The sequence below is a fragment of the Asticcacaulis biprosthecium C19 genome (assembly GCF_000204015.1).
In the GTDB taxonomy this organism is placed as follows: Bacteria; Pseudomonadota; Alphaproteobacteria; order Caulobacterales; family Caulobacteraceae; genus Asticcacaulis; species Asticcacaulis biprosthecius.
Genome location: NZ_GL883077.1, coordinates 1538013 through 1563092, shown reverse-complemented (window position 1 = coordinate 1563092; position 25080 = coordinate 1538013). Strand labels below are relative to the sequence as shown.

Annotated in this window: 33 protein-coding genes, 1 tRNA gene and 1 pseudogene; 24 read left to right on the top strand and 11 right to left on the bottom strand. The window is 62.0% G+C overall.

The annotated features are described in order from the left end of the window. The first annotated feature begins 1 nt into the window (after nucleotide 1). Genes ABI_RS07480 through ABI_RS07465 form a run of 4 tightly spaced genes read left to right on the top strand, consistent with a single transcriptional unit; the run spans nucleotide 2 to nucleotide 4299 of the window. Nucleotides 2-2356 (top strand): phage tail tape measure protein, encoded by a 2355-nt coding sequence (locus ABI_RS07480; RefSeq protein WP_006272286.1) that lies wholly within the window; start codon nucleotides 2-4, stop codon nucleotides 2354-2356. Further along, nucleotides 2356-2784: a phage tail protein gene (locus ABI_RS07475; RefSeq protein WP_006272284.1), complete on the top strand. Its 429-nt coding sequence runs from the start codon at nucleotides 2356-2358 to the stop codon at nucleotides 2782-2784. The genes ABI_RS07480 and ABI_RS07475 overlap by 1 nt, the downstream gene beginning before the upstream one ends. A gap of 8 nt (nucleotides 2785-2792) precedes the next feature. After that, nucleotides 2793-3266 carry a M15 family metallopeptidase gene (locus ABI_RS07470; RefSeq protein WP_006272283.1) on the top strand — a complete coding sequence of 158 codons (474 nt, stop codon included), beginning with the start codon at nucleotides 2793-2795 and terminating at the stop codon, nucleotides 3264-3266. Between the two features lie 10 nt (nucleotides 3267-3276). After that, a complete protein-coding gene (locus tag ABI_RS07465; protein WP_006272282.1) occupies nucleotides 3277-4299 on the top strand; it encodes a contractile injection system protein, VgrG/Pvc8 family in 1023 nt (340 codons plus the stop codon). Here ABI_RS07465 and ABI_RS07460 read toward each other — a convergent pair. Beyond that, nucleotides 4291-4494 (bottom strand): hypothetical protein, encoded by a 204-nt coding sequence (locus ABI_RS07460; RefSeq protein WP_040308690.1) that lies wholly within the window; start codon nucleotides 4492-4494, stop codon nucleotides 4291-4293. The two genes, ABI_RS07465 and ABI_RS07460, sit on opposite strands and share 9 nt — an antisense overlap. 178 nt (nucleotides 4495-4672) lie before the next feature. On the opposite strand from ABI_RS07460, the gene ABI_RS07455 reads away from it, so the two are divergent. After that, a complete protein-coding gene (locus ABI_RS07455) occupies nucleotides 4673-5026 on the top strand; it encodes a thermonuclease family protein (RefSeq protein ID WP_040308689.1) in 354 nt (117 codons plus the stop codon). Here ABI_RS07455 and ABI_RS07450 read toward each other — a convergent pair. From ABI_RS07450 to ABI_RS07410, 9 genes are all read right to left on the bottom strand, one after another. Next, entirely contained in the window at nucleotides 5023-5553 is a 531-nt protein-coding gene (locus ABI_RS07450) for a hypothetical protein (RefSeq protein WP_040308688.1), read from the bottom strand. The two genes, ABI_RS07455 and ABI_RS07450, sit on opposite strands and share 4 nt — an antisense overlap. A 53-nt stretch (nucleotides 5554-5606) precedes the next feature. After that, nucleotides 5607-5810, bottom strand: a complete 204-nt coding sequence (locus tag ABI_RS07445) for a hypothetical protein (protein ID WP_040308687.1) — start codon at nucleotides 5808-5810, stop codon at nucleotides 5607-5609. A 45-nt stretch (nucleotides 5811-5855) separates the two neighbouring features. Further along, the gene (locus ABI_RS07440; RefSeq protein WP_006272277.1) at nucleotides 5856-6131 is read right to left on the bottom strand and encodes a hypothetical protein; all 276 of its coding nucleotides are present in this window, start codon (nucleotides 6129-6131) and stop codon (nucleotides 5856-5858) included. A gap of 125 nt (nucleotides 6132-6256) precedes the next feature. Beyond that, the gene (locus tag ABI_RS07435; protein ID WP_040308686.1) at nucleotides 6257-6631 is read right to left on the bottom strand and encodes a hypothetical protein; all 375 of its coding nucleotides are present in this window, start codon (nucleotides 6629-6631) and stop codon (nucleotides 6257-6259) included. 65 nt (nucleotides 6632-6696) lie between these two features. Then, nucleotides 6697-6996 carry a hypothetical protein gene (locus tag ABI_RS07430; protein WP_006272275.1) on the bottom strand — a complete coding sequence of 100 codons (300 nt, stop codon included), beginning with the start codon at nucleotides 6994-6996 and terminating at the stop codon, nucleotides 6697-6699. 8 nt (nucleotides 6997-7004) lie between these two features. Next, nucleotides 7005-7460 carry a hypothetical protein gene (locus ABI_RS07425; RefSeq protein ID WP_006272274.1) on the bottom strand — a complete coding sequence of 152 codons (456 nt, stop codon included), beginning with the start codon at nucleotides 7458-7460 and terminating at the stop codon, nucleotides 7005-7007. After that, nucleotides 7460-7684 carry a helix-turn-helix domain-containing protein gene (locus tag ABI_RS07420; protein ID WP_040308685.1) on the bottom strand — a complete coding sequence of 75 codons (225 nt, stop codon included), beginning with the start codon at nucleotides 7682-7684 and terminating at the stop codon, nucleotides 7460-7462. The genes ABI_RS07425 and ABI_RS07420 overlap by 1 nt, the downstream gene beginning before the upstream one ends. Then, nucleotides 7684-8112 carry a helix-turn-helix domain-containing protein gene (locus ABI_RS23480; protein WP_083811415.1) on the bottom strand — a complete coding sequence of 143 codons (429 nt, stop codon included), beginning with the start codon at nucleotides 8110-8112 and terminating at the stop codon, nucleotides 7684-7686. Before ABI_RS23480 ends, ABI_RS07420 begins: the two co-directional genes overlap by 1 nt. A gap of 84 nt (nucleotides 8113-8196) precedes the next feature. Further along, a complete protein-coding gene (locus ABI_RS07410) occupies nucleotides 8197-8736 on the bottom strand; it encodes a helix-turn-helix domain-containing protein (protein ID WP_157138740.1) in 540 nt (179 codons plus the stop codon). A gap of 152 nt (nucleotides 8737-8888) precedes the next feature. Here ABI_RS07410 and ABI_RS07405 point away from each other — a divergent pair, with 152 nt between their 5' ends. From ABI_RS07405 to ABI_RS07330, 17 genes and pseudogenes are all read left to right on the top strand, one after another. Then, a complete protein-coding gene (locus tag ABI_RS07405; protein ID WP_006272270.1) occupies nucleotides 8889-9077 on the top strand; it encodes a hypothetical protein in 189 nt (62 codons plus the stop codon). Continuing rightward, nucleotides 9074-9256: a hypothetical protein gene (locus ABI_RS07400; protein WP_006272269.1), complete on the top strand. Its 183-nt coding sequence runs from the start codon at nucleotides 9074-9076 to the stop codon at nucleotides 9254-9256. The genes ABI_RS07405 and ABI_RS07400 overlap by 4 nt, the downstream gene beginning before the upstream one ends. Beyond that, the gene (locus ABI_RS07395) at nucleotides 9253-10194 is read left to right on the top strand and encodes a hypothetical protein (protein ID WP_006272268.1); all 942 of its coding nucleotides are present in this window, start codon (nucleotides 9253-9255) and stop codon (nucleotides 10192-10194) included. The genes ABI_RS07400 and ABI_RS07395 overlap by 4 nt, the downstream gene beginning before the upstream one ends. Further along, nucleotides 10191-10514: an ogr/Delta-like zinc finger family protein gene (locus ABI_RS07390; RefSeq protein WP_006272267.1), complete on the top strand. Its 324-nt coding sequence runs from the start codon at nucleotides 10191-10193 to the stop codon at nucleotides 10512-10514. Before ABI_RS07395 ends, ABI_RS07390 begins: the two co-directional genes overlap by 4 nt. A 114-nt stretch (nucleotides 10515-10628) precedes the next feature. Further along, nucleotides 10629-13325, top strand: a complete 2697-nt coding sequence (locus tag ABI_RS07385; RefSeq protein WP_040308682.1) for a toprim domain-containing protein — start codon at nucleotides 10629-10631, stop codon at nucleotides 13323-13325. 1 nt (nucleotide 13326) lies between these two features. Then, nucleotides 13327-14079 (top strand): methyltransferase domain-containing protein, encoded by a 753-nt coding sequence (locus tag ABI_RS07380; protein ID WP_006272265.1) that lies wholly within the window; start codon nucleotides 13327-13329, stop codon nucleotides 14077-14079. Nucleotides 14080-14086: 7 nt separating this feature from the next. Next, nucleotides 14087-14269: pseudogene (locus ABI_RS26150) on the top strand (DNA translocase FtsK); the annotation flags it as partial. A 279-nt stretch (nucleotides 14270-14548) separates the two neighbouring features. Then, a complete protein-coding gene (locus ABI_RS26145; protein ID WP_040309024.1) occupies nucleotides 14549-14818 on the top strand; it encodes a DUF2312 domain-containing protein in 270 nt (89 codons plus the stop codon). Nucleotides 14819-14863: 45 nt separating this feature from the next. Further along, nucleotides 14864-15439: a hypothetical protein gene (locus ABI_RS07370; protein ID WP_040308681.1), complete on the top strand. Its 576-nt coding sequence runs from the start codon at nucleotides 14864-14866 to the stop codon at nucleotides 15437-15439. 2 nt (nucleotides 15440-15441) lie between these two features. After that, nucleotides 15442-15783 carry a hypothetical protein gene (locus tag ABI_RS07365; protein ID WP_006272262.1) on the top strand — a complete coding sequence of 114 codons (342 nt, stop codon included), beginning with the start codon at nucleotides 15442-15444 and terminating at the stop codon, nucleotides 15781-15783. Between the two features lie 33 nt (nucleotides 15784-15816). Next, a complete protein-coding gene (locus tag ABI_RS07360; RefSeq protein WP_006272261.1) occupies nucleotides 15817-16023 on the top strand; it encodes a hypothetical protein in 207 nt (68 codons plus the stop codon). After that, a complete protein-coding gene (locus ABI_RS07355; RefSeq protein ID WP_006272260.1) occupies nucleotides 16020-17876 on the top strand; it encodes a DNA cytosine methyltransferase in 1857 nt (618 codons plus the stop codon). The genes ABI_RS07360 and ABI_RS07355 overlap by 4 nt, the downstream gene beginning before the upstream one ends. After that, complete coding sequence (locus ABI_RS07350) at nucleotides 17873-18325, top strand: ASCH domain-containing protein (RefSeq protein WP_040308680.1); 453 nt, start codon at nucleotides 17873-17875, stop codon at nucleotides 18323-18325. The genes ABI_RS07355 and ABI_RS07350 overlap by 4 nt, the downstream gene beginning before the upstream one ends. After that, nucleotides 18322-19401, top strand: coding sequence for a DNA-methyltransferase (locus ABI_RS07345; RefSeq protein WP_006272258.1), 1080 nt, complete (start codon nucleotides 18322-18324; stop codon nucleotides 19399-19401). Before ABI_RS07350 ends, ABI_RS07345 begins: the two co-directional genes overlap by 4 nt. Next, nucleotides 19398-20120 (top strand): hypothetical protein, encoded by a 723-nt coding sequence (locus ABI_RS23475; protein ID WP_006272256.1) that lies wholly within the window; start codon nucleotides 19398-19400, stop codon nucleotides 20118-20120. The genes ABI_RS07345 and ABI_RS23475 overlap by 4 nt, the downstream gene beginning before the upstream one ends. 41 nt (nucleotides 20121-20161) lie before the next feature. Further along, nucleotides 20162-20470, top strand: a complete 309-nt coding sequence (locus tag ABI_RS07335; protein WP_006272254.1) for a hypothetical protein — start codon at nucleotides 20162-20164, stop codon at nucleotides 20468-20470. After that, nucleotides 20445-21638 carry a site-specific integrase gene (locus tag ABI_RS07330; protein ID WP_006272253.1) on the top strand — a complete coding sequence of 398 codons (1194 nt, stop codon included), beginning with the start codon at nucleotides 20445-20447 and terminating at the stop codon, nucleotides 21636-21638. Before ABI_RS07335 ends, ABI_RS07330 begins: the two co-directional genes overlap by 26 nt. A gap of 104 nt (nucleotides 21639-21742) precedes the next feature. Here the strand turns inward: ABI_RS07330 and ABI_RS07325 are convergent. After that, nucleotides 21743-21819, bottom strand: a tRNA-Arg gene (locus tag ABI_RS07325). Between the two features lie 199 nt (nucleotides 21820-22018). Between ABI_RS07325 and ABI_RS07320 the strand changes: the two genes are divergently transcribed. Together ABI_RS07320 and ABI_RS07315 are read left to right on the top strand one after the other, a co-directional pair. Beyond that, on the top strand, nucleotides 22019-23818 hold the full coding sequence (locus tag ABI_RS07320; protein ID WP_006272252.1) for a gamma-glutamyltransferase family protein: 1800 nt from the start codon (nucleotides 22019-22021) through the stop codon (nucleotides 23816-23818). After that, on the top strand, nucleotides 23815-24513 hold the full coding sequence (locus ABI_RS07315; RefSeq protein ID WP_006272251.1) for an NAD-dependent deacylase: 699 nt from the start codon (nucleotides 23815-23817) through the stop codon (nucleotides 24511-24513). The genes ABI_RS07320 and ABI_RS07315 overlap by 4 nt, the downstream gene beginning before the upstream one ends. Nucleotides 24514-25080 lie beyond the last annotated feature (567 nt).

Here is a 25080-nt window from a genome sequence, read left to right as displayed (position 1 = left end):
CGTGAGCACCCGCACCCTAAGCCTCAAGGTCCTGTTCCAGAGTGGCGGAAACCTCAACAACGCCCTGCGCGGCCTGACCGGCGCCGGCGGCAGTGCTCAGAACAGCCTGCGCCGGTTCAACAACGAACTGCGAACCCAGCGCACCGAACTCCGCGACCTTCAGTCCCAAATTCGCGCCGGTACCGGCAACCTGACGGATCTGTTGAACCGTGAACGCGCCCTCGAAGACCAGATCCGCCGCACCACCCAGCAGATGGAACGCCAGCGCGCCGCTATGGCCCGCCAGCAACGCGCCGACACGGCGGGCAGCAACATGCGGGCGGCTGGCCAAAACAACATGATGGTCGGCGCCGGCGTGGGCGCGGGATTGTTCGTCCTGGCGAAACAGGCATCTGATTTTACAGACGGCATGACGGACATCCGCCTTAAGGCCGACATGACGGCTTCGGCGACGGCCCAGATGCAGCGCAATATCGAAGCCGCAGCCAAAGCCGCCCATCAGTTGCCAGAAAACATGCGCCAGGGCGTCGATAACCTGATCGGTGCAGGCCTCGACCCGAAATCGGCCATGGCCATGACGACGCCCATCGGCAAGACGGCGACGGCCTATCGCGCCGACATCGCCGACCTGTCCGCGACATCCTTCTCCAATTTCAGCAATTTGAAGGTCCCCATCGAGGACACGGCGCGCGCCTTCGACGCCATGGCCCAGGCAGGTAAGATGGGCAGCTTCGAACTGAAGGACATGGCCACTTATTTCCCGGCCCTGACCGCCCAGTCTCAAGCCTTCGGCCAGACCGGTGTCAACGCCGTCGCCGACCTGTCCGCCGCTCTTCAGATCGCCCGCAAGGGAACGGCCGACGCGTCGGTTGCCGCCAATAACGTCACCAACCTGCTGGCCAAGATCAACACCGAAGAGACCCAGAAGAAGTTCGCCAAGTTCGGCATCGACCTGCCCAAGGCCATGAAAAAGGCCTACGCCGAGGGCAAGACCCCGCTCGAAGCCATCGCAGAACTCAGCAACAAGGCCGTTGGCGGCGACCTGTCGAAACTGTCCTTCCTGTTCCAGGACATGCAGGCCCAGGCCGCCCTGCGCCCGCTGATCCAGAACATGGCGCTCTATCGCGAGATTCGCGAGGCGTCGATGAAGGCTTCCGGCACGGTCGACCGTGACTTCGCCATCCGATCCCAGGACGCCAGCGTGCAGGCCCGCGCCCTGAAGGGCAACCTGATGACCCTGGCTGTCAATATCGGCTCTGCCCTCCTGCCCAGCCTCAACAAGCTGGCGGAATCCGCCATCCGGGTCACCGACAAATTCGCCGCCTGGGCACAAAAGAACCCCGAAACCCTGGCCATGATCGTCAAGGGCATCGCCCTGTTCGCCGCCTTCAGCGTTACCCTGGGCGCTGTGCGCTTCGCCCTGGGCTCTGTCATCGGGCCCATGGTGCAGCTTTACAACGCGTTTATCTGGCTGAAGAACCTCGGACCTGTCGCCTCGCTTCTGGCGCGCGCAGGCCCCATGATGGCGACGGCCTTCGGCATCATGCGCACCGCTGCGCTGTTCCTGGCGCGCGGCCTGATGCAGGCCGGCATGATGATGCTTGCCAACCCCATCATCCTGGTTATCGTTGCCGTCGTCGCCGCCGTTGGTCTGGCAGCATACCTGATCTACAAGAACTGGGATAAGATCAAGGTCGCCCTCGCCCAGGGCTGGGCCTACATGCAATCGGTCTGGGCCAATGTCAAAGCCGCCTTCAACGGCGCCGCCCTGTGGATGGGCGAGGTCTGGGGCAACATCAAAACCGCCATCGCTTCCGGCATCCGGACAGCCTTCAGTCTGTTCATGAAGTTCACGCCCATGGGCTGGGTTCTGAGCGCCCTGCCGGGGATGCTCAAGGTGGGCGGCCAGCTGATGGATGGCCTCATCACTGGCATTCGATCCAAACTTGACGCCATCAAATCGATGATCACTGGCGTCGCCGGCAAGGTGATAGGTTGGTTCAAGGGCGTGCTCGGCATCAAATCGCCATCGCGCGTCTTCATGGGCTTTGGCGGGCATATTTCGAACGGCCTGGCCATCGGCATGCAGAAGTCTATGTCCCGCCCGATGCGCACCGCCAAGGCCATGGCCGCCGGCGTAGCGGGCGCGTTCGCCGTCGGCACGGCAACGCCTGGGCTGGCATCCATGCCCGCTGGCAATGGCGCAGGCGCTGGCCTCGGCAACGTCACCATCAATGTCTATGCCGCGCCCGGTCAGGACGCCCAGGCCATTGCGCGCGCCGTTCGTGAAGAACTCGACAGGCTTGCCCGCGAATCCGCCGCCGCCCGTCGCTCCAGCTACGGGGACAATGACTGATGCATATGATGTCGCTGGGGATGTTCATCTTTGAAATCGGCACCCTGGCTTACCAGGAGCTGCAACGCAAAACCGCGTGGCGTCACGCCCGCGGCGAACGCTTCGGCGCCCTGGCCACTGCCCAATATCTCGGCCCAGGCGACGACACCATCAGCCTGCCCGGCGTCCTGTATCCCGGCCAGATCGGCGACTACAGCGCCATCTCCCGCCTGCGCGAAATGGGCAATACCGGAGACGCCCAACTGCTTTGCACCGGCTACGGCGACGTCCTGGGCGAGTGGCTGATCCTGAGCCTCGACGAAACCCAGTCGCTGTTTTTCGAGGACGGCGCCCCGCGCAAGGTCGCCTTCACCCTCGAACTCAGCCGCGCCCCCGATTCCGACGTCCCGCCGGCATCTCCCGCCACCGTTCAACCTGTCACGATCTGAGGCCTGTCATGTTCAAACTGTCCGCCGCCTCCCACGCCAAACTCGAAGGCGTCCACCCCAAACTGGTCCGTGTGGTGCATCGCGGCATCGAACTGACCGATGTCGACTATAAGGTCATCGAAGGCGTCCGCACCGTCCACCGGCAGCACCAGCTTTATGGCCAGGGGCGAACCCCGGCCGAACTGCGAAAGGTCGGCATCAAGCCCGACCTGTCCCGCCCGGAACTGCCTGTCGTCACGTGGACGCTTCGGTCAAAGCACTTTGTGGATCCGCGCACCGGCTTCGGCCACGCCGTCGACCTGCTGGCCGCGCCCTACGACTGGAAAGACCTGCGCCCCTTCAACCAGGTCGCCGACGCCATGATGGCCGCCTCGATCGAGCTGGGCATTCCTATCCGCTGGGGCGGCGACTGGGACCGTGACGGCAAACGGCGTGAGCGTGGTGAAACCGATTCCCCGCACTTTGAGCTGGTCGACGAATGACAGTGGCCCAATGACCGTAGCAAAGGCGGCCTGGTCGGTCTTCCTGGACGGCGTCAATCTCACGCCGGTCATGAACCCGCGCCTGATCGCCCTGACCATCACCGAAAAACGCAGCGAGGCCGCCGACCAGCTGGACATCGTCCTGGACGACAAAGACGGCAAGGTCGCCATCCCACGTAAAGGCGCCGTCCTGCGCGTTTCTATGGGCTGGCTTCAGGGTGACAACCTCTCCAGCGGACTGCCAATAGGACTAATCGACAAGGGCGCCTTCAAGGTCGACGAAGTCGGCGGCGGCGGACCCTTCGATACCATCACCCTGCGCGCCAGGTCTGCCGACTTTACCGACGCCTTCCGGGTCCGCCGGCAACGCAGCTATGTCGGCCAAACTGTCGGCCACGTCATCACCGCCATTGCCTCGGCAAATGGCCTGAAGGCCAGCGTGGCACCATCCCTCACGGGTAAGGTCATCCCAGCCCTGGGCCATGCGGCCAAGAGCGATAGCGCCATGCTGCGTGAGCTGGGGCGCCGATTCGATGCCACCGCCACGGTCAAGGCGGGCGTCCTGGTCTTCGCACCGTCCGGATCCGACACCACGGCCGGCGGCGTCCCGCTCGACGGCGTCACCCTCGATCGCCGCGAAGCCCCGCAACGGACCTGGTCCTGTGCCGAACAGAGCGAGTCGGCGGGCGTCAAAGCTGTCTGGCATGACAAGGCCGGCGCCCAGCAGCATTCGGTGACCATTGGACACAGCGGATCTGGCACGCCGAAACGCCTGCGCAGGATTTATCACAACGAAGCCGACGCCACCCAGGCGGCCGAGGCCGAACACGCCAGGACCGCGCGCGGAAAATGGACTTACGACACCACCCTGGCCCTGGGCCGTCCGGACTGGTATCCCGGCCGTAAGCTGACCTTGACCGGAGACAAGGCCGAGCTGATGGCGCAAAAAATGGCTGATCGAGGAGGCCACCCATACCATGGATGGCAACGGCGGCTTGACAACGCGCCTGCGGATGGAAAGCGCTCAGGATAAGAGTTGAATGGCGCTGTGCAACTTCATGATCATGGCCTGCTTCTTATGAAAGAAGTCCATCGTATCAATACGGCTCGTATCTGTTTTTGCAATTTCGTCTAACTCGCGCGCCATCTCCAAAATCGATTCACAATCGTTTTTGACCTGTCCGTAAGTGGCGACAAGGTTTTTGGTGGCTGTGTTCGTCGTATACATTTCTAAACTCTACTGTTAACCAAGATTAACAAATACCAGATAACAACTCGCCCGAAAAGGGAATTCCAACTATTCTTCCCTCTCCCCTCCTGAGGGGAGAGGACGAGAGCGGAACGAAGTGAACGCGATCGGGTGAGGGGCTATCCTATGACGCTCAAATCACCCTACCCTCCCGGCCATGCTTCTCTTACTCGCCGCCCTGACCTGCATTGCAACCGATGGCGACACCTTGCGCTGTGGCCAGGAACGCGTCCGCCTAGTCGGAATCGACGCCCCGGAAATGCCCGGCCACTGCGCATCCGGCCGCATCTGCGTCAAGGGCGATCCTTACGCCAGCCGCGACGCCCTGACGGCCGCCATGGGCGGCAAAACCCTGACCATCACCCGCCTGGGCAAAGACCGTTATGGCCGCACCATTGCCGACGTCAGCGCCGGCGGCACCAGCCTATCCTGCGCCCAGCTCAAAGCCGGCCAGGCGGTCTACGTCAAAAAATGGGATAACAAACAGACCGTCGCCCGGCAGTGCGGCTAGGACGGCGGCGGCAAGTCGGGCAACGTGTTGCCTGCGATGGTTTTGAAAATTTGACCCGCCGACGCCTTTGCCGTCACAAGTTCCACGGGCGTCAACGCTCGGCATTCGAAATTGTAGTTCGCAATGTCCGTGCTGTCTGACTGAGTGTGGCCACTCGCCAGGATGACCATGCGCCACGCACAACCCTGCACCGGGTTGTAAGGCACGCCCGCCATTCTCTCGCTTTGCATATAAGCTACGTTGCGTTGTGACTGATAGTCGCCGGCCCAGGCTTTGGGCCATTGTTGCAGCATCTCCAGCCGCACAGGGTCGCAGGCGCGTGTACTATCCGCGCAGAACCCATCAACCGGCACAGGCGGCAGCTTGTCATACGGCGGGAGCTTTTCGGAGCTATCGTGCGCCAGCTTGGCCAGCGCCGAAGACGCCACAGCGTCATCCGCGGTAGGCCCCGGCGAACTCGGCCCGTCCGGCTTCTCCCCGCACCCGGCCAGAGCCACAACAACCGCCAAAACCCACAGTCCGCGCATAAGAAAGCCCCTTCGTCCGGAAACGAAGGGGTGTCATAAGTCTCAACCCTGAGTCAAGCCGCCCGTTCGGCGCTCGCCCGGATCAACTCCGCCCGATCGCTGGCCAGTTCCGCCGCGGCGCCGACCAGGACCATCAGCTCATTGAACGCCACTGGCCGCCCATCAACCACGCACCCGACCGCCTGCGAAATGGCCAGGCTAATCCGCTGCACATCGCTGGCCGCGTCCTGAATATCGATCGACGTCATATCTTTCATCGGCACCCCCATCTAAATCACAAACTCGAATCACCAGGGCGCCGATCAATCCGCCTCGTCCACATCCATCTCCAGCGGCCCGTGGCACGACTCGCGCCGGCAACGCCATTTCGCTGCCAGATCATCGACCGACATCGCGCCGACCTTCTCCCGCAAAAGCTGCGTCACGCTGTACTGGCTTTCCGTTCCGCAATCCGTGCACCGCGACGTGACCATGACGTGCCCAGGAAGCTGGCGGATCGTCACGAAGCGCGGCGGAATAACCTTGCTGGCAAGGCTTTCCGTGCCTTCCATGGCTTCGGGTTTGGGCTGGACGTGCATGAGTTTCTCCTCTCGTGTTCTGCGAATGTTCTCATAATGTTCTTTTTTATGAACGAGTCAAGCCGCGTTAATCGATATTAACGTTATGCGCGAACATGCTGACAGAAACTGGCAAAACCAGACCGTCAGCCCTCCTGCCAGTCCTCTATGCGATCTTGCCGGAAAGAACGCGACTGCCGGGCCTTCAGGCAGAACCCTTTGATCTTTCCGTCTGCGCTGGTCCAGTTCCGGATAGCCCGGACGGTTTGGTTGCCCTGGGCATCGGTATATCGGAACGTCGCGGCCTCGCCCCATTGCCCGTCAAAAAACCGGGGATCCTGTCCTTTTTTCTGCCGCGCTCGTGAGGGCGCAGGCGGTACCGGTGGCTGCCGCATCGACGCTTGCCCAGCCTCGAAATTGGAACTGGCCAGCGCCGCGAAGTCGACAAATGTCGTCGGCCGTATCCGCCGGTACGCCCAGGCCAAAATCTTTCTGACGCGGGAATCGTCTTCGTCGACCATAAAAAAAACACCCCTTCCGTTTTGGAAGGGGTGTCACGGGACACAACCTTGAGTCAAGTCAGGCCTCAGTTCAAACCCGGCCACAGGTAACGCCGCTCCGGATTGACCGGCTCGAACAGGTTGGCGCTGATGTCCTGGGGCTTGCCCTGCCCCACCCGGACCAGGAAGGTGGCATTGCCGGCGTGACGGTGTTGCCCGCCCCCGCGAGTCGATGGCGCTCCGCCATAGATATCACCGAACACCAGCCCATGCTCTGGCATCGTCTTGATGCAGCGCAGGGCAATGAAGGCCGCCGGGCGCTTCTCCTTCACAACGAAGATCGGGTGTGCGCGGATATGGCCTTGCTCGGCCGTGATGGCTTGCATGATGAACCTCAGGAAAACAAAGGGGGAAGAACGGACAGGAGCGCCGCGACGGCCAGCAGACCCAGGATCCACGGCACCAGGGTCACCGGCTTGCGACGGACATCGATGCCGCCGCCGTCCGCTACAGCCTGGACCGAACACACCGGATCGATGGCCTCGACCGGCGGCAAGGACATCGGCGCAGGAATGCCAAGCGCGACCTGATCGGCCTTGCGCAACAGCAGCGCCCGGGCGTCTTCGTCCTTCGCGAGGTAGCTGGCTGTGATCAGGGCGAGTTCGCGCGCCTGCCGCGGCGTCAGGGATTCGCGCGGCAGGCTGGCGAGATAGACGCCGGCGGCTTCTGGGGTTACCGCCGCCGGCTGGGCTGAAGGTGTGGTGATGACCTCCCGCCGTACAAAAGGGGCCTCGACCGGCACGCGCCGGCCGAAGATCCCCGCATGATGAAGATGGATGACCTGGCCCATTAAAGACCATCCACAAGCTGGAAGACGCCGACATCGATCGCGCCGGCGATAGCGACCAGTTCCGGCACGGTGGCCGCAGCCTCACCGTCCTCGATCGCCTCCAGTTCATCGAGGCTCATGTCCACTGCCGCCGCGACAGCGGAAAGGGTGCAACCCTTGCCGCGCCGAAACTTTCTGATATTCGATCCGACCTTGATGTTCGCGGGATGGTCTGAACTGGTCATCACGCGACCCGTTGCAGCTTGGGCGCTTCGGCCTCATCAAGCTTTTCCGCCTGCTGCTCCGTGACGCATTCGGCCGTCCGGATCATGTAGTCGAGGAAGCGCTTCGGCAGCTTGAGCAGGACCTCAAACACTTTCGGACAACGCAGATAGAGCGCCTGGGCATCCGTCTGCCAGGGCTCCGCCGCGGCGGCCTGGCTGTCCGGCAGCAACGAAGCCGGCGACACGCCCAGCGCTTTTGCGATGGCGACCAGCTTCGACGCGCTGACACGATTGGCACCGCGCTCATACTTTTGGACCTGTTGAAACGTCAGTCCGATCCGGTCGGCCAGGACCTGCTGCGACATATTCAGGTCGCGGCGGATGCGCCGGATATTCAGGCCCACATGAACGTCAATGGGGTCAGGGCCGTTATCTCTCGCGTTCGACATGCAAATTTCTCCCATGGCGGGCATCGCCATAGGTTGCATGATGTCTCATTCATTGTTGCATTTGTCAACCGACAGGAAACAGATTTAGTTTCCGCGCACCTTGACCTTGTGGATCGCCTTCACGTCTGAGTGAAGATATTGCTCGACCGATTCCGGATTGATCCGCTGCAAGAAGACGTAACCGTCCTTTTCCCGCAGGTACAGCCGAACCAGCAGCGTCCCGTCGACCAGCTCGACGACACAGCCTTCCGACCGTCGCGGGTGCAAGCCTTGCTGATACCAGACCCATTCGCCGGGCTCGACCCAGGGCGACATGCTTTCATCAATGACTTGCTGCTTAAGCAGCGCCGCGAAATCCGAGTACGCGCCAGGACCGGTATAGGATGGGCCATCCTCTGACAGGCCAAGGATCTCCTTGTCCAGGTCGGCCTGTGTTTTGCCAATGGCGCGCAGATAGAGAGGCACCTTGTCTTCGGGAAAGGAAGCCGACTCATTCTCCCATCGACTGACCGCCTGGCGCGTCACGCCCACCGACGGCTCTATTTCCTTCAACGATTTCCCGGCCTTCATCCGAAGGATTTTCATGGCCTGGGCAAGGTGCGGGTCTTGGGTGGCGCGTTTCATCATGGGCGCAAAATAGTTTGCGCTGGAAACCTGCTGCCAGTTCCTTGTTAACCCGGTGTTAAGCATCTTGGTTGACAAAAGCAACAAATCACGTGAAGCGCAACAGAATGATGACGAATCGCCACCGCCCCCGCTCTGCTTTTGAGAAATGGTTGCACGAAAACCACCTCACCTTCCGTGACGCCGGTGTCCTATTCGGCTGTTCCCGCGAATGGGTCCGCAAGATCGCCAGTGGCGAGGTCGAGCCCGACGCCAGCAGCGAAATCGGCCAAAGGATCCTGAAGGCCCTGACCGCGCACGAAATTCCTTCCCTTCCCGTCGCCAGCGAGGTGCACCAATGAACGCCGTCATCGTCTCCCCTGTCCAGGCCGCTGTCGACCTGGTGCGCTCCGGTGTATTCGCCGGTGTCGCCGCCGTCCGCTGCAAGGTGCCGCCGCGCCTGGTCTTCGACGCCTGCCGCGACCAGCGCATTGTCCCCGCCGGCCATGAATTCAACCCGCGTTTCAAGGGCATGTCATGAGCCGGAAAATCTATCAGTTCTGCAGCCGGCTTTGTGTCGCTGAAAGCTTCGAAGACGCCGCGCGCATTATGGGCGTTCCGGCGGGTCATGGCTTCCAGATATTCGATATGACGCCCGTACTTAAGGCGCTGTGCGAATCCGTTCTCGGACCTGACACCTTCGCGCCGCCGTCGAAGCCGATCTTCTTTGGCGCGGGCGCCCAAGACCGCACCTACATGCACGCCTTGGGCGCCTGCGGCGTCGTCACCGGCACCAAGGAAGCAATCGACGAAGTCGCGCGGCTGGTAAAGCTCGAAGCCGACCATGCTGAACAGTCTACCTGGTTGCATGACGAACTCGCCGCCGCCCAGGCCCGCGTCGCCGAACTGGAAAACGCCGCCAAGGAAACCAACGACCGCCTGGTCTGGCAAGCTGAAAAGCAGGCCATGGCGCTGGAAACCCCCGCCCCGGTTCCGGTGACCATCGACGCCACGCCACGTAAGCCTGGCCGAGTCGGACGCGACTGGACCGACATCGACAAGATACTGCACCGCGACTATCCCGCCGACGTTAACTTCGAAGTCATCCACAGCCGGGTTGTCGCCACGGGTTCGGACATCGACCGGGCGACCCTTCGCAACCGCATCACGGTCTTGAAACTGAACCGGACGAATGCGTCAGCCCTCAAAGCCGCCAACCTGCCCAAACCGCAGGAACCTAAAGCCAGCCTGTCGCCCGAATCCTCCGGCATAACGCCACCAGCCACGGCTTCCCGCCTCGCCAAGCTAATCGGCGCCGAAGCCCTCAGGATGTCCGGCCAGCTTCTTAACCCGGACGAAATCGCCGCCGAACTGAACGCCGCCCTGGGCCGTAACGACCAGGTCACCGCCAAACAGGTGACCCAGGTCCTGGCCGAGATGTCCCGCCTCAAGCGCGACCAGCAAGGCACAGCCGCATGACTGAGCCCAAAACCGCCACAGCCGGGATCAGCAAGGGTATCACCTTTCACTGCCCTGTCTGCACCGCCGCCGCCCGTTCACGCACCTCGAACAAGGAAACGCACCTCCTGCGCACCTTCTGGTTCCAGTGCACCGATCTGGAATGCGGCCACACCTGGGAAGCGCACCTGTCCTTCGTCAAGACGCTGTCCCCGTCCGCCTTCGGCCCAGTCAGTCACATGGCGCCCCTGCGCCGGCCACCATCCCCGCCGCTGGCCGGAACGGAACTAAACATAACCCATCCCCGCATCGGCGCCGACCCGCCGCCCCTGCCCGGATAGCCGGCCAACCCCCCGGAACAACCGAACCACCCGACGCGCTCCTGTCCGCGCGAACGCTACCGCTTTGTCTTTTGCCAAGCCTTCACCTGCCAAGCCTTCACTTGAAAGACCCTGATGTCCCGACCCGACGACGCACAAATCCTCGAAGAAGTGGTGCAACGCATCACGGCCGAGTTCGGGCTGAAGGGCAACGGCGGCTGGCTGCAAAAAGGCCTGTGCCCAGCCTGCGGCAAGCGCGAACTCTACACGAAGAAAGACGCCCCATGGATCCTGCGCTGTGGTCGCGCCGACAACTGCGGCCAGGACATATCCGTCCGCAAGCACTACCCGGATATCTTCGACACCTGGTCGAACCGCTTCAAGGCCACCGAAGCCGAACCGAACGCCGCCGCCGACGCCTACCTCTACCACAATCGCGGCCTCAACCTGCTGGGCATGCGTGGCAGCTACACCCAGGAAACCTACGCCGACCGCGACCGCCGCCTGACGACAGCCACCGTCCGCTTCGCCCTGCCAAACGACACCTGGTGGGAACGCCTGATCGATCAGCCCGGCCGCTTCGACAAGAAGGCCCGCTTCAAATACGGCGGCTCCCATGCCGGCCATGTCTGGCACGCTCCGGACCAGCCCCTCAGTGTCCTGGCACGCGCCGATGACATCTGGATTGCCGAAGGCATCTTCGACGCCTGGGCCCTGCGCGATTCCACCCCCGGCGCCGGTCTGCACGCCGTCTCGGCCATGTCCTGCAACAACTGGCCGGAACACTTCCTCGCCCGTCTGCGCAAGGAAGTCGCCGACCAGGGCCTGAAAAAAGCCCCGCGCCTGGTTTTCGCCTTCGATGTCGGCCGCGCCGGTACCGAATACACCCGCAAGTTCGTGGCGAAGGCGATCGAAGAGGGTTGGCGCGCCACCGCCGCCCAGCCCCGGCCGGAAGGCGAAGACGACAAGGTCGACTGGAACGACCTGAAGCTGGCCGGGAAACTAACCCCCGACGACATCAAGGGCTACCTGTGGAACGGCCGCGTGCTGCTGGCCGAAAACGCCACCGAAAAGGCCCTGCTTCTCTACGAAAAGCACCAGTGGACGTCCTTCAGCTTCGTGCACAAGGCCCGCACCTACTGGGCCTCCTTCAACACGTCACGCATGGAAGAGATGATGCAGAAGGACGGCATCACGCCCCGTGCCGCCGCCAAGGCCTGCGTCGAAGTCGCCCAGATCGCCAACTGCGCCTTTCAGGTCCTGTATTTCCAGTACGACAAGAACACCGACGAAGGTCAGTGGTTCCTTCAGCTCACCTTTCCCCGCGATCATTCCAACACCAAGGCCACCTTCACCGGCTCGATGCTGTCCGCCGCCGGCGAATTCAAAAAGCGCCTGATGTCCGTCTCGCCCGGTCAATGGATCGGCTCGACCTTCCAGCTCGATCGCATCATGGCCCGCCAGATCGAGGTCGCGAAGAAGATCGAGGCCCTGCCCTTCACCGGCTATTCCCGCGAACACCAGGCCTGGGTCCTGGGCGACTACGCCGTCCATAAGGGCCGCGACATCAAGGTTAATGCCGAGGACTATTACGACCTGGGCGGCCACCAGCTGAAGATCAAGTCGCCCCAGCGCATGCTGTCGCACCGCTACGACCCGGACAACCTCGACATGTCCTGGCTCGACGTCATCTTCACAGCCTGGCGCGGCAACGGCATCGTCACCGTCGTCTTCTGGGTGATGGCCTTCTTCGCAGAACAGATCCGCGCGGAAAACGCGTCTCTCGGCTACCTCGAAATGCACGGCAAGGCCAACACCGGCAAATCGACCATCATTCTGTTTCTCTGGAAGCTTACGGGCCTGATCAACGACGCCTACGAAGGCATCGACCCTTCAAAGTCCACCATGGTCGGTTACATCCGCACCCTGTCACGCGTGGCGAACCTGCCCGTCGTCTTCGTCGAATCCGACCGAAGCGACACCGTCCCGCACGCCAAGAAATTCGACTGGTCCGAAATCAAGGGCCTGTTCAACGGCCAGATCGGCCGTGCCACAGGCGTCAAAAGCAGCGGCAACGAAACCTACGACCCGCCCTTCCGCGGCGCCCTGATCATCGAACAGAACAACCCGGTGAATTCCGAAGAACCGGTAATGTCGCGCATCATGTCCACCGAATGGACGAAGGTTGGCTGGTCGCAGGCCACCAAGTCCGCAGCGGAAAAGATCGAACAGTGGCCGCGCGAGAACGTCTCCGGCGTGATGATCCACATCATCAAGCGCGAGGCCGACTACATGGCCGCCTTCCGCGCCGGCTTCACAAAGTGGGAGGCCGAACTGGGCAAACAAAAGGTCCGTCACGCCCGCGTTCGCAAATGCCATGCCCAGCTGCACGCCGGCCTCGATGCCCTGGCCGCTGTGATCAAGATCCCGGACAGCGTCCTGTTCGAAGTCCACGAACACATCGACGGCATGGCCGCCAACCGCGACCGGTCGATGGAGTCCGACCACCCGGTTGTCGCCGAATTCTGGGAACGCTTCGACTACCTCGAAAGCCGCGAAACCTTCGCCGAGGGCGAGGACCTGCAGAAGAAGCCGCCGGTCAACCTGCACCGGTCGCCGGATGAAAAGATCGCCGTCAACCTGATGGCTTTCGAAGCGGCCTGCCGCAACGCCGGCATCCAGTGCCCGTCGCTGGATGACCTGAAGAAACACCTGAAATCCTCGAAGTCCCGACCGTTCCAAGAGGCCACCACGGTCAACACCGTGATCCCCGGCAAGCACATGCACTGCTGGGTCTTCACCCGCTCCCCTGAAAAGAAGAAAGGAAACTGACATGAAGGTAGCACCTCATGTGATCGACATCCTGCGCCGGGCCGAAATCCTGCCCAACGGGATCCGCATCGTCGAACAGCTCGAACGCGGCGTCTATGCCGAGGTCAACAAGGCCCTGGCTGCCGCCGGCTTCAAGTGGGCCAAAGGTCCGAAGTGCCATCAGCACGAAAGCGAGGAATCCGAAACCGCCCTGCGCCAACTGATCGACACCGGCGAAGTCACGACGGCCCAGGACATCGGCTTTTTCGAAACGACCGGCGCCACCCTCGATCGCGTGATCGCGCTGGCCCACCTGGAACCGGGGCTTTCGGTCCTCGAACCGTCCGCCGGTACCGGCAACATGGTCCAGCGCATCCTCGACGCCGGGTGCCGCGTCCTGGCTGTCGAGTTTTTGCCGCGCAACTTCAAACAGCTGGCGATGAATATCACAGGTGACGGTCTGGTCGCCCTTTGCTGCGACTTCCTGGCCCTGGACATTCCGGACCTGTTTGACCGCGTGGTGATGAACCCACCCTTCGCCAAACAGGTCGACATGGACCATGTCCTGCGCGCCTTGGCGTTCCTTCGGCCCGGTGGCCGGCTGGTCGCAGTAATGGCGGCGGGTGTGACCTTCCGCGAGAACCGCAAAACCCAGGCCTTCCGCGAAGCCATCGCCGCCCACGATCCTGTGTTCGAAGCCCTGCCCGCCGGCAGCTTCAAGGCCAGCGGTACCGACGTCAACACGGTCATCCTGACCCTGGTCAAGGCGTCCTGACATGGCCGATGATCTCTACCACAAGGCTGTTTTTTTCGTCACCCAGGACCGCAAGGCCTCGACCAGCTACATCCAGCGCAAGCTTCAGATCGGATACAACTCCGCCGCCTCTCTGATGGAACGCATGGAACGCGAAGGCGTCGTCGGACCCTGCAACCACGTCGGCAAGCGCGACATCCTCAAAGGTCCAACAGAAGAACCCACTTCCTTCTCCGCCCCATGCAATGGGGAGGGGGACCGCGAAGCGGTGGAGGGGTCTTCTTCACCGGCACCAACGCCCGCACCAGACAAGCCAACCGGTCCACTGGCGACCTTCGAATGCGCCCGCTGTGACACGACTGAAGACAGCCACGGCCTGCCCCACGGCTGGGAAACCCGCAGCAGCGTGTCACTGGGCGAATACCTGGTCTGCCGCCCGTGCGGCGACAGCGACCGCCCGAAGCGCGAAAATGAAGCCCTCTGCCGGGCTATCGCCGCCGGCGAAACACCCCCGGCCGACGACGGCATAACCGGCGCTGCCCAGTCCCGCCTGCGCACCATCATCGAACGCGTCGAGCGCCTGGAAGAAGACCGCGCAGTCATCTCCAACGACATCAAGGAAGTCTATTCCGAGGCCAAAGGCGAAGGCTTTGACACCAAGATCCTGAAGCGTGTCGTGACCTTCCGCAAGATGGACAAGGTCAAACGCGAGGAAGAGGACGCCGTCTTCGACCTCTACATTTCCGCGATCGGCATGTGACCGATGGCCGCCCCTTCCCCCTCTCACCACGAAAAGGAAACCACCATGTCACTCGATGACAAGATGGCGCAGGCCAATGCCGTCGCCGATGTCCTGGAACTGCCCGACGGCGAATATGCCATCGTCGAAGTCATGGGCCACCGCACCATGATCGGCCGGGTCGCCGAGGTCGAACGCTTCGGCGCGAAGTTCGTCGGTATCGAACCGGTCTGGACCGACAAGCTGCTGCCTCAGCTCCTGGTCGGCGGCGCGTCCATCTACCAGCTGACACCGTGCAGCCGCGAAACCGCCCAGCGCCGGCAGGCCAAGTACGAATACCAGCTTCCGCCGCCGGTAAAGGAAACCCTGCCCGAGGAACCGCCGCTTCTGATCGAGGCGCAGCCCGACAAGCCCGAACGCCCTGCCCATGGCCTGTTCGACGATGAAATCGCCATCATCATGCGGCTGGGCCGTGACGGCAAGGTGCAGCACAAAAAGCTGGGACCTGCCGTCAACGAACTGGTCGAACGCCAGTACGTCATGCTGCAATCGTCTACGCCCGACGATGCCGACACCGTCATGGCCGTCCTGACCAGCAAGGGGCAGGAAGCCTTTGAACGCATCGACGATCTGCCGTTCTGACCATGGCCTTCGTTCGGATCCATCTCACCAGCGCGGCACCCGGTTGCGACACCCTGCCGGGCAGCGACTTCGGCCGCTGGCCCGTCATCCCTGAACCGACACCGTCCCAGGTGATGTGGCGGCTCGCCCAGCTGCTGGAGATGGCCCCGAACGAACTGCTGCTGGAAGACGGCGGCGAACAGTTCCGCGGCCACCGCCCCGACCAGACCCTGGTGAAGGCCCGCAGCTGGGAACAGCAGAACGCCCTGGTCACCCTGGCCACGGTCTTCGACGGCATCGGCTTCGCCGACCTTCGCACCGCCCAGACCGACATTTCCGCAACCATCAAATCCAAGGCCGCTTAGGCGACCATTCACTCACTGCTGAGGAGAAACAGCATGTTGATTTTAACTCTGATCGCCGCGACCACAGGCATCACCGCCCTGGCGGTCCTGATGTCTCTGGCAACCATCTACCACATCGGAAAGTGCAACGAAGCCAACCGCACGAAGAACGGCGGCGGCTACTGGTATTACATCAAAGCCGTGACCTGGTTCTGGGTTGCCAGCGCCGTCTTCTATGGCGTGTTCGGCGGTGCCGCATGAGCCTGCGCATAGAAACCCGGGAATACACCCACTTTCACTTCTTCTGCGGAATCGGCATGGGCGCGGCTGGCTTCAACGAAGGCACCGCCCGCCTGGGCAACCTCGAAGCCCGCCTGCGCTGCATCGGCGGCATCGATGTCGACAAAGACGCCATCGCCAACTTCGACCGCTTTGCCGGCGTGAAGGGCACCTGCATGGACCTGTTCACCCTTGAACAGTACATCGCCTTCCACGGCAAAGCCCCGCCCCCTGGCTGGCGCGAAGCCACCCCGGCCGACATCCAGCGCGCCGCCGGCTTCGAACGTCCCGACATCGTCTTCCTGTCCGCGCCCTGCAAGGGCTTCTCCGGTCTGCTGTCACAAACGACGTCGCTGACGGATAAGTACCAGGCCCTCAACGAACTGACCCTGCGCGGCGTCTGGTTGATGCTGGAAACGTGGAAGAACGACCCGCCCGGGCTGATCATCTTCGAAAACGTCCCCCGGATCCGCACGCGTGGCCGTCGCCTGCTCGACCTGATCCAGGCCCTGTTCCGCGCCTATGGCTATCAGTATGCCGAGACCGAACACGACTGCGGCGAAATCGGCAATCTTGCCCAGAGCCGCAAGCGCTTCCTGATGGTGGCGCGCCACCCGGAAAAGGTGCCGCCGTTCCTGTATCAGCCGCCGAAGCACAAGCTGCGCGGTGTCGGCGAGGTCCTCGACCTGATGCCGCTGCCCGGCGACCCCGCCGGCGGCCCGATGCACCGCATTCCGTCCCTGCAATGGAAGACATGGGTTCGCCTGGCCTTCGTCGAAGCCGGAAGCGACTGGCGCAGCCTGAATAAGCTCCAGGTCGAGGACGGCTACCTGAAAGACTTCCTGATCGTGCCGGAGCGCCACAATGGTTTCTTGGGCGTGAAAGAGTGGGACAAACCCATGGGTACGGTTGCCGGGAGCAGCCTCCCGAACAATGGCACCTTTTCAATCGCCGACATGCGAATGCCGCACGATTCCGGCCAATACGCTCAATATGGCGTCAAGCGGTGGGAAGACCCGTCTGATGTCGTCATTAATGTCAAATCCCCAGGCCAAGGCCGCTACGCCGTCGCCGACATCCGACCGACGCAAGGCCCAGGCGCCCACCACAACAAATTCCGCATCGTGCCCTATTCCGGCCCGGCCGGCACGGTCACCGGCTGCGACCGTGTCGGCAGCGGCGCCCCCTGCGTCCAGGATCCGCGCCCCAGCCAGCGCGAAGACTACAAGCAGACCAAATACCGCGTCACGGCGATGGAAGAAGCCGCCGGCACAGTCATCGCCGCCAGCACCACGGGCAACGGCGCCTTCGCCGTCGCGGATCCTCGCCCCAACGGCATGACGCAGGACCGCGAAAACTACAACAGCCAGCGGCATTACGGCGTCCTGGCCTATACCGACACCAGCCTGGCCGTGCCGGGCTTCGCCAGCCATGACAACGGCGCATGGTCAGTGGCAGACCATCGCCCGGCCGTCCTCGATGTCGAAAACCCGATCATCATGCCGGCAGCGGCTGACCGCCTGACCTGTGTCATCACCGCCCAGGACGGCACGTGGCACCGCCCCTTCACGACGCTGGAACTTGCCGCGCTGCAAAGCCTGATCGACCTCGATCATCCGGACTCGTGGTGGCTTCACGGCAGTTCGGACAGCCAGTGGCGCGAGCAGATCGGCAACGGTGTCCCACGGCTGTCGGCGAAGGCCATGGGCGACTGTTTCGCCATGACCTTGCTGCTGGCCTCGACCGGCGAAACCTTTCTCTTGAGCAACACCCCGATCTGGGTCCGCCCCCTGGCCGTGTCCCTGGCCGTCGACACCTCACAGGTGCCGGCATGACCTTTTCCCACCTCCCGCGAAAAGCCTTGTCCATCCGCCAACCCTGGCTTCACGCCATTATCAATCACGGCAAGACGATCGAGAACCGCAGCTGGCCGACGAAGATCCGCGGTCGCATCTGCCTGCACGCTTCTCTGGGCATGAAGTCCGCCGAATTCGACGATGCTATGGATGACATCTTCGAAATACTGGGCAAATCGAGTTTCGAACACACGGTCTCGCAACAAGGCATGCGCCGCTCGGCCTATGACGACTACACCCGCACTAAAGGCAAGATCATCGCCACGGCCGACCTCGTCGAATGTGTCAGCCGACACGACAGCCCGTGGTTCTTCGGTTCCTACGGCTTTGTGCTGGCCGACGTTCAACTGGTCGAGCCCAACATCCCTGTCGTCGGCAAGCTGGGCTTCTTCGACTGGCGCGCCCGCGTCAAAGGCGGTGTCGCATGAAAGAGACAAATAGTCTCATGATCGGCGGCGTTTCAATGTATCTGGGCGAATGCCGCGACGTCCTTCGGACCTTCCCTGACAACAGCGTCGATTGCTGTGTTTCTTCGCCACCATATTACCAACTACGTGACTACCGTGTAGCTGGGCAGATTGGCTTGGAAGCGTCGCCTCAGGCCTTCATTGCAGTCCTTGTCGAAGTCTTCCGCGAGGTGCACCGCGTTCTGAAGCCCAGCGGTACGCTTTGGATCAATATTGGCGATAGCTATGCCAGCAAGCCGAACGGCAGCATCGGAGCTACAACGCTTCAAGGTTCCAGGTCTTCGCAATCCGAGTACCGCCGTACAAATGCCCTGCGTAAGACCGCCCGCCCTACTGGATTGAAACACAAAGACCTTATGGGCATGCCTTGGCGTCTGGCCTTCGCCCTGCAGGAAGATGGTTGGTATCTGCGCCAGGACATCATCTGGAACAAGTTGAACCCGATGCCGGAAAGCGTCGAGGACAGGTGCACGAAGTCGCACGAATACATCTTTTTGCTGTCGAAGTCGGCCCGCTATTTTTTCGACCAGGAAGCCATTCTTGAGCCCTGCAGCCCGTCGACAAATCCCCGGTTTTCGCAAGACATCATCAACCAGGTCGGAAGCGCACGCGCAAACGGGGGCACACGCGCAACAGTTCCGATGAAGGCTGTAGGACGGAAATTCGATCCGGGCGCCATACGGAACAAGAGCAACGAGAACTTCGACTCGCACCTGGTGGTTCCGCCGACGAAGCGGAATAAACGATCGGTTTGGTCGATCGGAACGCGAGGCTTCTCGGGTGCCCACTTTGCCACATACCCCGTCGAGTTGATTGAACCCTGCATCTTGGCCGGCTGCCCTGCAGGCGGCATTGTCCTCGATCCGTTTGGCGGTAGCGGTACGACGGCAATCGCTGCCCATAAGCACGGACGAAAAGCGGTCTATATCGACCTCAACCCCGAATATTTCGCACTTGCGCGCGACCGCATCGATAAGGAAACCAGTCAGGCGAATTTTTTCGACAGGACGGATACATCGGCAGAGGCGCAGCCATGAAGCTCTCCGACGCCCAACGTTCCGCCCGTGGCGCCGCCGTCAACGAAGGCTCCAACCGCTACGCCGATCAGCACGAACAGTTCGACATGTTCCTGTCGCAGGAAGAAAAGGACCGGATGAAGGAACGCGAACTGTTTCCAACCCAGCCTTGGAATGTTCGCGCCATGATCCAGACCCTCGGCCCGCTGATCTTCGGATCCTGGCCGACGGTACCGGCCGATATCGTCATCTATGAACCCTGCGCAGGCCTGGGCCACCAGGTCGCGCCCCTGCGCGAATATTTCCCCGATGTCCGCCCTTCCGACATCGAGGACTGGCGCCGTGGCTTCCCCCTGGCCGATGCCCTGGCCTTCGAAGCCGTGACGCCGTCCGAGAAAAGCGTGATGTGCACCAACCCGCCCTTCACCCTGGCCGACGCCATCGTCCGCCAGGCGCAAAAGACCTGCGACAACGTCATCATCCTGGCACGGCTGGGTCTGATCTGCGGCAAGGAACGCTACGAACTGCACCACAGGAACCCGCTGGGCAACCTGAAGACCTTCCTTCCCTGCACCGAACGCACGCCGATGGTCCTGGGCTTCTATGACCCGGCGGCGAACAAGCCCCAGGAATTCGCGTGGTTCCACTATCAGCGCGGCTACACCGGCCATGCGACCGTGGTGAACCTGCCCCCCGGCCTGAAGGCCGAACTGATGCGCCCCGAGGACGTCAAAATCTGATGTCCTCGCGCGGTCTCCATCCCGTTCCTGAAGCCTGGCCTATGCTCATGACCCTTGAGCAGGCCTGCGCCTATCTGGGCGGGATGGACGATCGCACTTTCCGCAAGGTCTGCCCTGTCCAGCCCGTGGAAATGGCGGCAAATCTGCTGCGCTACCGCCGACCGGACATCGACGACTGGACCGCGACACTGACGCCGCGCTTGAAGACACCCACGCCGGCGGTTAATGATTCCGTCCCGACCGACGAAACTACCTTGGAAACCCCCGAAATCCGGCGCGAAAGCTCGATCGAGCGCGTCAAGGCAAGAACAGGAGGCCTACGACATGGACGAAGCCGCCGCACGCCCTGACTGGATCGAGGTGAAGCATGTCCAGCGCGTCAAACGCGCCAAGGGCAACACGGATCTGTATTTTCGCAAGGGCGACTACCGCGAAGGCCCTCTGTCGTCACCGGACGGCACCCAGGCCCTGAAAGATGAGGTCGACGCCATCCTGAAGCGGCTGGAAGCCACGTCCAGGGCCGTCGCCAAGCCGAAAACCGGCACCCTGGCCGGCGCCCTGAACGATTATAACCGGTCTGCCGACTTCATCACCCTCGCCCGGTCCACTCAGAACGGCTACCAGGACTATATCGACGAATTGACCGACGACTGCGGCGACGTCCTGCTGGCCGATATCACCCGCAGCTGGATTATGGAACTGCGCGACGCCTGGGCCGTCCGCGGCTATCGCGCCGCCAACATGCGCCTGCAACTGCTGAAAAATGCCCTGGCGCCCATCATCGCTGACGATACCGACAACCGGATCAAGGGCGACCCGTTCCGGTCGGTCGAAAATGTCCGCCGGCCGCATGACACCCCGGAAGGCCACCCGATCTGGGAAGACTTCGAGGTCGAAGCCGCCATATCGGCCGCCATCACCCGAAAACACCCAGGCCTGGCGCGTGCCATCGCCCTTGGCCGGTATGGCGGCTTCCGCAAAGGCACCATCATAACCGTCCCGATGCGCGCCCGGGTGGTCGGCTACAACGAAGACGGCCTACCGGAACGGCGAATCAACTGGATTACCGAAAAGCGCAAGGTCCTGGCCGACCGTCGCGAAGATGAACGCCTTACCGCGGTGCTCGATGCCACGCCGAATCGGGCCTACACTCTGGCCTACAACGCTGACGGCATGGCCTGGACGTCACGCGCCCTGGGCCATGCCTTCGATCGTCTGATGAACAGCCTGGCGCGTGCCGGCAAGGTCCGCGCCGATATGGATCAGGACGGCGAACTCTTCTGCCCTTTGACGATCCACGGCCTGAAGCACTCCCGCGGCGTCGAACTGGCACAATCGAACGCCAGCGATGCCGGCATCATGGCCCAGCTTGACCATGCAACGACGCGCGCGGCGGCAATCTACCGCCGGCAGGCTCAAAGGCGTGTGATGTCGGACCATGCCCAGGACCAGGTCGACAACGTGCGCGAACTGCGCAAGGCCCGCGAAACCGCCCGGCGGAACGCATCGGAAACCTGAGCTGTAACAAGACCTGTAACAAGGCTGTAACAGCCCCTGCCTGGCTCACCCTCCAGACGCAAAAACAGCGCCTTTAAGGCGCTGAATTTGTTTGGATATTTGGATGGCGCACTCGGAGCGATTCGAACGCCCGACCCTCAGATTCGTAGTCTGATGCTCTATCCAGCTGAGCTACGAGTGCATTTCCAGAAGCCGCAGGGCCTTAAGCCCCGCGAGGAGGCGGGACATTTAGTTGAGCTTCCCGGCAAAGGCAAGGCGAAATCGCGCATTTTTTCACAACTATTCGCGATTTTTGTTGTTCCCCCAGGCAGCGCCGCGCTCTAATCGAACCCATATAAGGCTCGCCTAACTATTGGCCCGCCTTCCCCGGAGTGTGCACAGTGCCGCGATTTGTCGTCAAAACCCTGCATGTCGTGACCCTGGTCGCGGTCGCCCTGGTCGCACCCGCTTACGCGAAGCCGCAAAAGGTCGAGCCGATCATCGCCGCCGCCGAGCCCGTAGCCGTTGAAGCCGGCATGGCTGCGCTCAAGCGCGGCGGCACCGCTGCCGACGCCGCCGTCGCCGTTCAGTCCGTCCTGGGCCTTGTCGAGCCGCAAAGCTCAGGGCTCGGTGGCGGCGCCTTCATGCTCTATTACGATGCCGCGACCGGCGAGATTACCGACTATAACGGCCGCGAACGGGCGCCGGCGTCGGCCACCGCCGACCGCTTTTTCGGGTCTGACGGCAAGACCCTGCCCTGGCCTGATGCCGTCACTTCTGGCCGCGCCACCGGCGTGCCCGGCGCGGTGTTCATGCTGGACCAGGCCCACAAGGACCACGGCAAGCTTAAGTGGAACAGCCTGTTCGACGCCGGCATCGGTTTGGCCGACAAGGGCTTTACGGTGTCGAAGCGGCTGGGGCGTTATCTCCAGACCGGCAACTTCCCGCAGAAGAAGACGCCCGACGCGTTCGCGTATTTTGGCGACGGCCAAGGCGGCTACCGCAAGACCGGCGACGTGCTGACCAACCCGGCCTATGGCGACACGCTGCGTGCCCTGGCGGCGCAACGCAGCGACGCCTTCCGTTCCGGCCCGATTGCCGAGGCCATCGTCGCCAAGGCCAATGCCGCGCCCCTGCCCGGCGGCATGACACTCGAAGACCTGGCCGGCTACCGGGTCAAGTCGACCACGATCAAGCCGTACAGTGTCACCAGTGACTTCCGTGGCAAGCCTCTGTGCGTACCCTATCGCGTCTATATCGTCTGCACTACCAATGTGCCGTCCGGCGGCATCGCGGTGCTTCAGGGGCTGCGGATCGCCGAAGCATACCCGCTGGGGCAATGGGGCGTGCACGATCCGCGCGCCTGGCAGGTGCTGATCGAAGCCGAGCGGCTGATGTATGCCGACCGCGACTACTATGAAGGCGACACGCCGCTGTTTGCCGCTCAGCAGACCGCCTATCTCAATGGCAACTACGCCCTGTCGCGTGCGGCGACCATCACGGTTGGCAAAGCCAATGCGGCGCCCAAGGCTGGCAAGCTGCCTGTGCTGAGCGTTCAGCCCGGTGCCGATGCGACTCTGGAGCCCGCCGGGACAACCCACTTCGTCATTCGCGACAGCTACGGCAATGTGCTGAGCATGACCACGACGGTCGAAAGCGTCTTCGGGTCCGGCCGCATGGTCGGCGGGTTTTTCCTCAACAACCAACTCACCGACTTTTCGTTCAACCCGACAGCAGCGGACGGCACGCCAGCCGCCAATGCGGTCGCCGGCGGGAAACATCCGCGCTCGTCCATGGCGCCGGTGATCGTGTTCGATGCGAAGGGCAAGGTCGTAGCGGCCGTCGGTTCTCCCGGCGGCAATTCGATCCTGAGCTACAACCTGAAGACCCTGATCGGCGTGCTGGATTGGAAACTGACCATGCAGGACGCTATCAACCTGCCCAATGTTGTGGCGCGCGGCGAGTCCATCCGCATCGAGAAGGAGCGCATGGAGCCCAAGGTATGGGACGGGCTGGTGGCCATGGGTTACCAGATCACGGCTGTGTCCGGTGAGGAATCGGGCCTGAACGGTATCCTGCGCAAAAAGGACGGCCGCTTCGATGGCGGTTCCGATCCGCGCCGCAGCGGGATCGTGATGAAGGGGGGACAGCCCTCAAGAAGCGAACCGGGCCGACGTTCGGCGCTAGGGCAACGAAAATGACAGTGATTCAAAACATCGTCATCCTGACCGGTGCCGGTATTTCGGCTGAGTCGGGTGTGCCGACCTTTCGGGCCTCGGATGGGCTGTGGTGCGGCCATCGCGTCGATGAGGTCGCGACGCCGGAAGGTTTCGAGGCCAATCCCGCGCTGGTCCAGGACTTCTATAACCAGCGCCGCCGCCAGTTGGCCGAGGTCGAACCCAATGCCGCCCATCACGCCCTGGCCAGGCTGGCGGCGGAATGGGATCGCGGCGAGGTGCTGGTCGTGACCCAGAATGTCGATGACCTGCACGATCGCGCCCATGCTGTGACAAGGACGGCGGATTGTGTGCTGCACCTTCATGGCGAACTGCTGAAAGCGCGGCATTTGGAAACCGGCCACGTCTCGGACTGGTCGGGCGATATGGCGGCCGACGGCGATGTCCGCCCGCATATCGTCTGGTTCGGTGAGATGCCGCTGGATATGGACGTGATTTACCGCGCTCTCCGCAAAAGCCATCTCTTCCTGTCGATCGGCACCTCGGGAAATGTTTATCCTGCCGCTGGTTTCGTCCAGGAGGCCAGCCGCGCCGGTGCCCATACTGTAGAGTTGAACCTCGAGCCTTCGCTGGGCCATTCGCTGTTCGATGAAAAGATTCTGGGGCCGGCGACAAAGGTCGTGCCGGAATATGTCGAGCGGCTGTTGGCGGTCGTGTAGGAAGCACTTTCGAAAGAAAATCGCCCGCCTTATTTTTTTGTTTTGCAAGTTAGCCGGCGTGCGACATGCTCTGCAGTTGCGGACGTCAACTACATCAAGCTCTGTCAGTTTTGACCCTGGAAATCCCCCCTCCGGCCGCGCGCTATCGCTTGCGGCCACCTCCCCCGTATAACGGGGGAGTATAAAAAGTAAGGAATTCCAATCCCGAACGAGATGTGACCGTACGATAGCTCCAACGCGTGGGGAGGAGAAATAAAGAATATCTGAAATCCACACCAAGAGGTATCAATCTACAGGTCACCAGATGTTTTTATATACAATAATTATGGCCTATGACGGGGGTAGCTTTGTCAAACAAGTTCGAGCTGAAGATGAAATTATGGCTCTACGGACATGGACGAAAGCGTTTCACAAAGAAAACTACCTTCCGAGAGTTTCGAAGTTAATTGCGAACCGATTTTATAAAGAAAGCGTTCATGATCTTAACAAGCCAACTCAATTAGATGGCATGGACGGCGTCTGGTTCCAATTTACAGTGTTCAAGGGAGAATTTGTCTCTTTGCATCT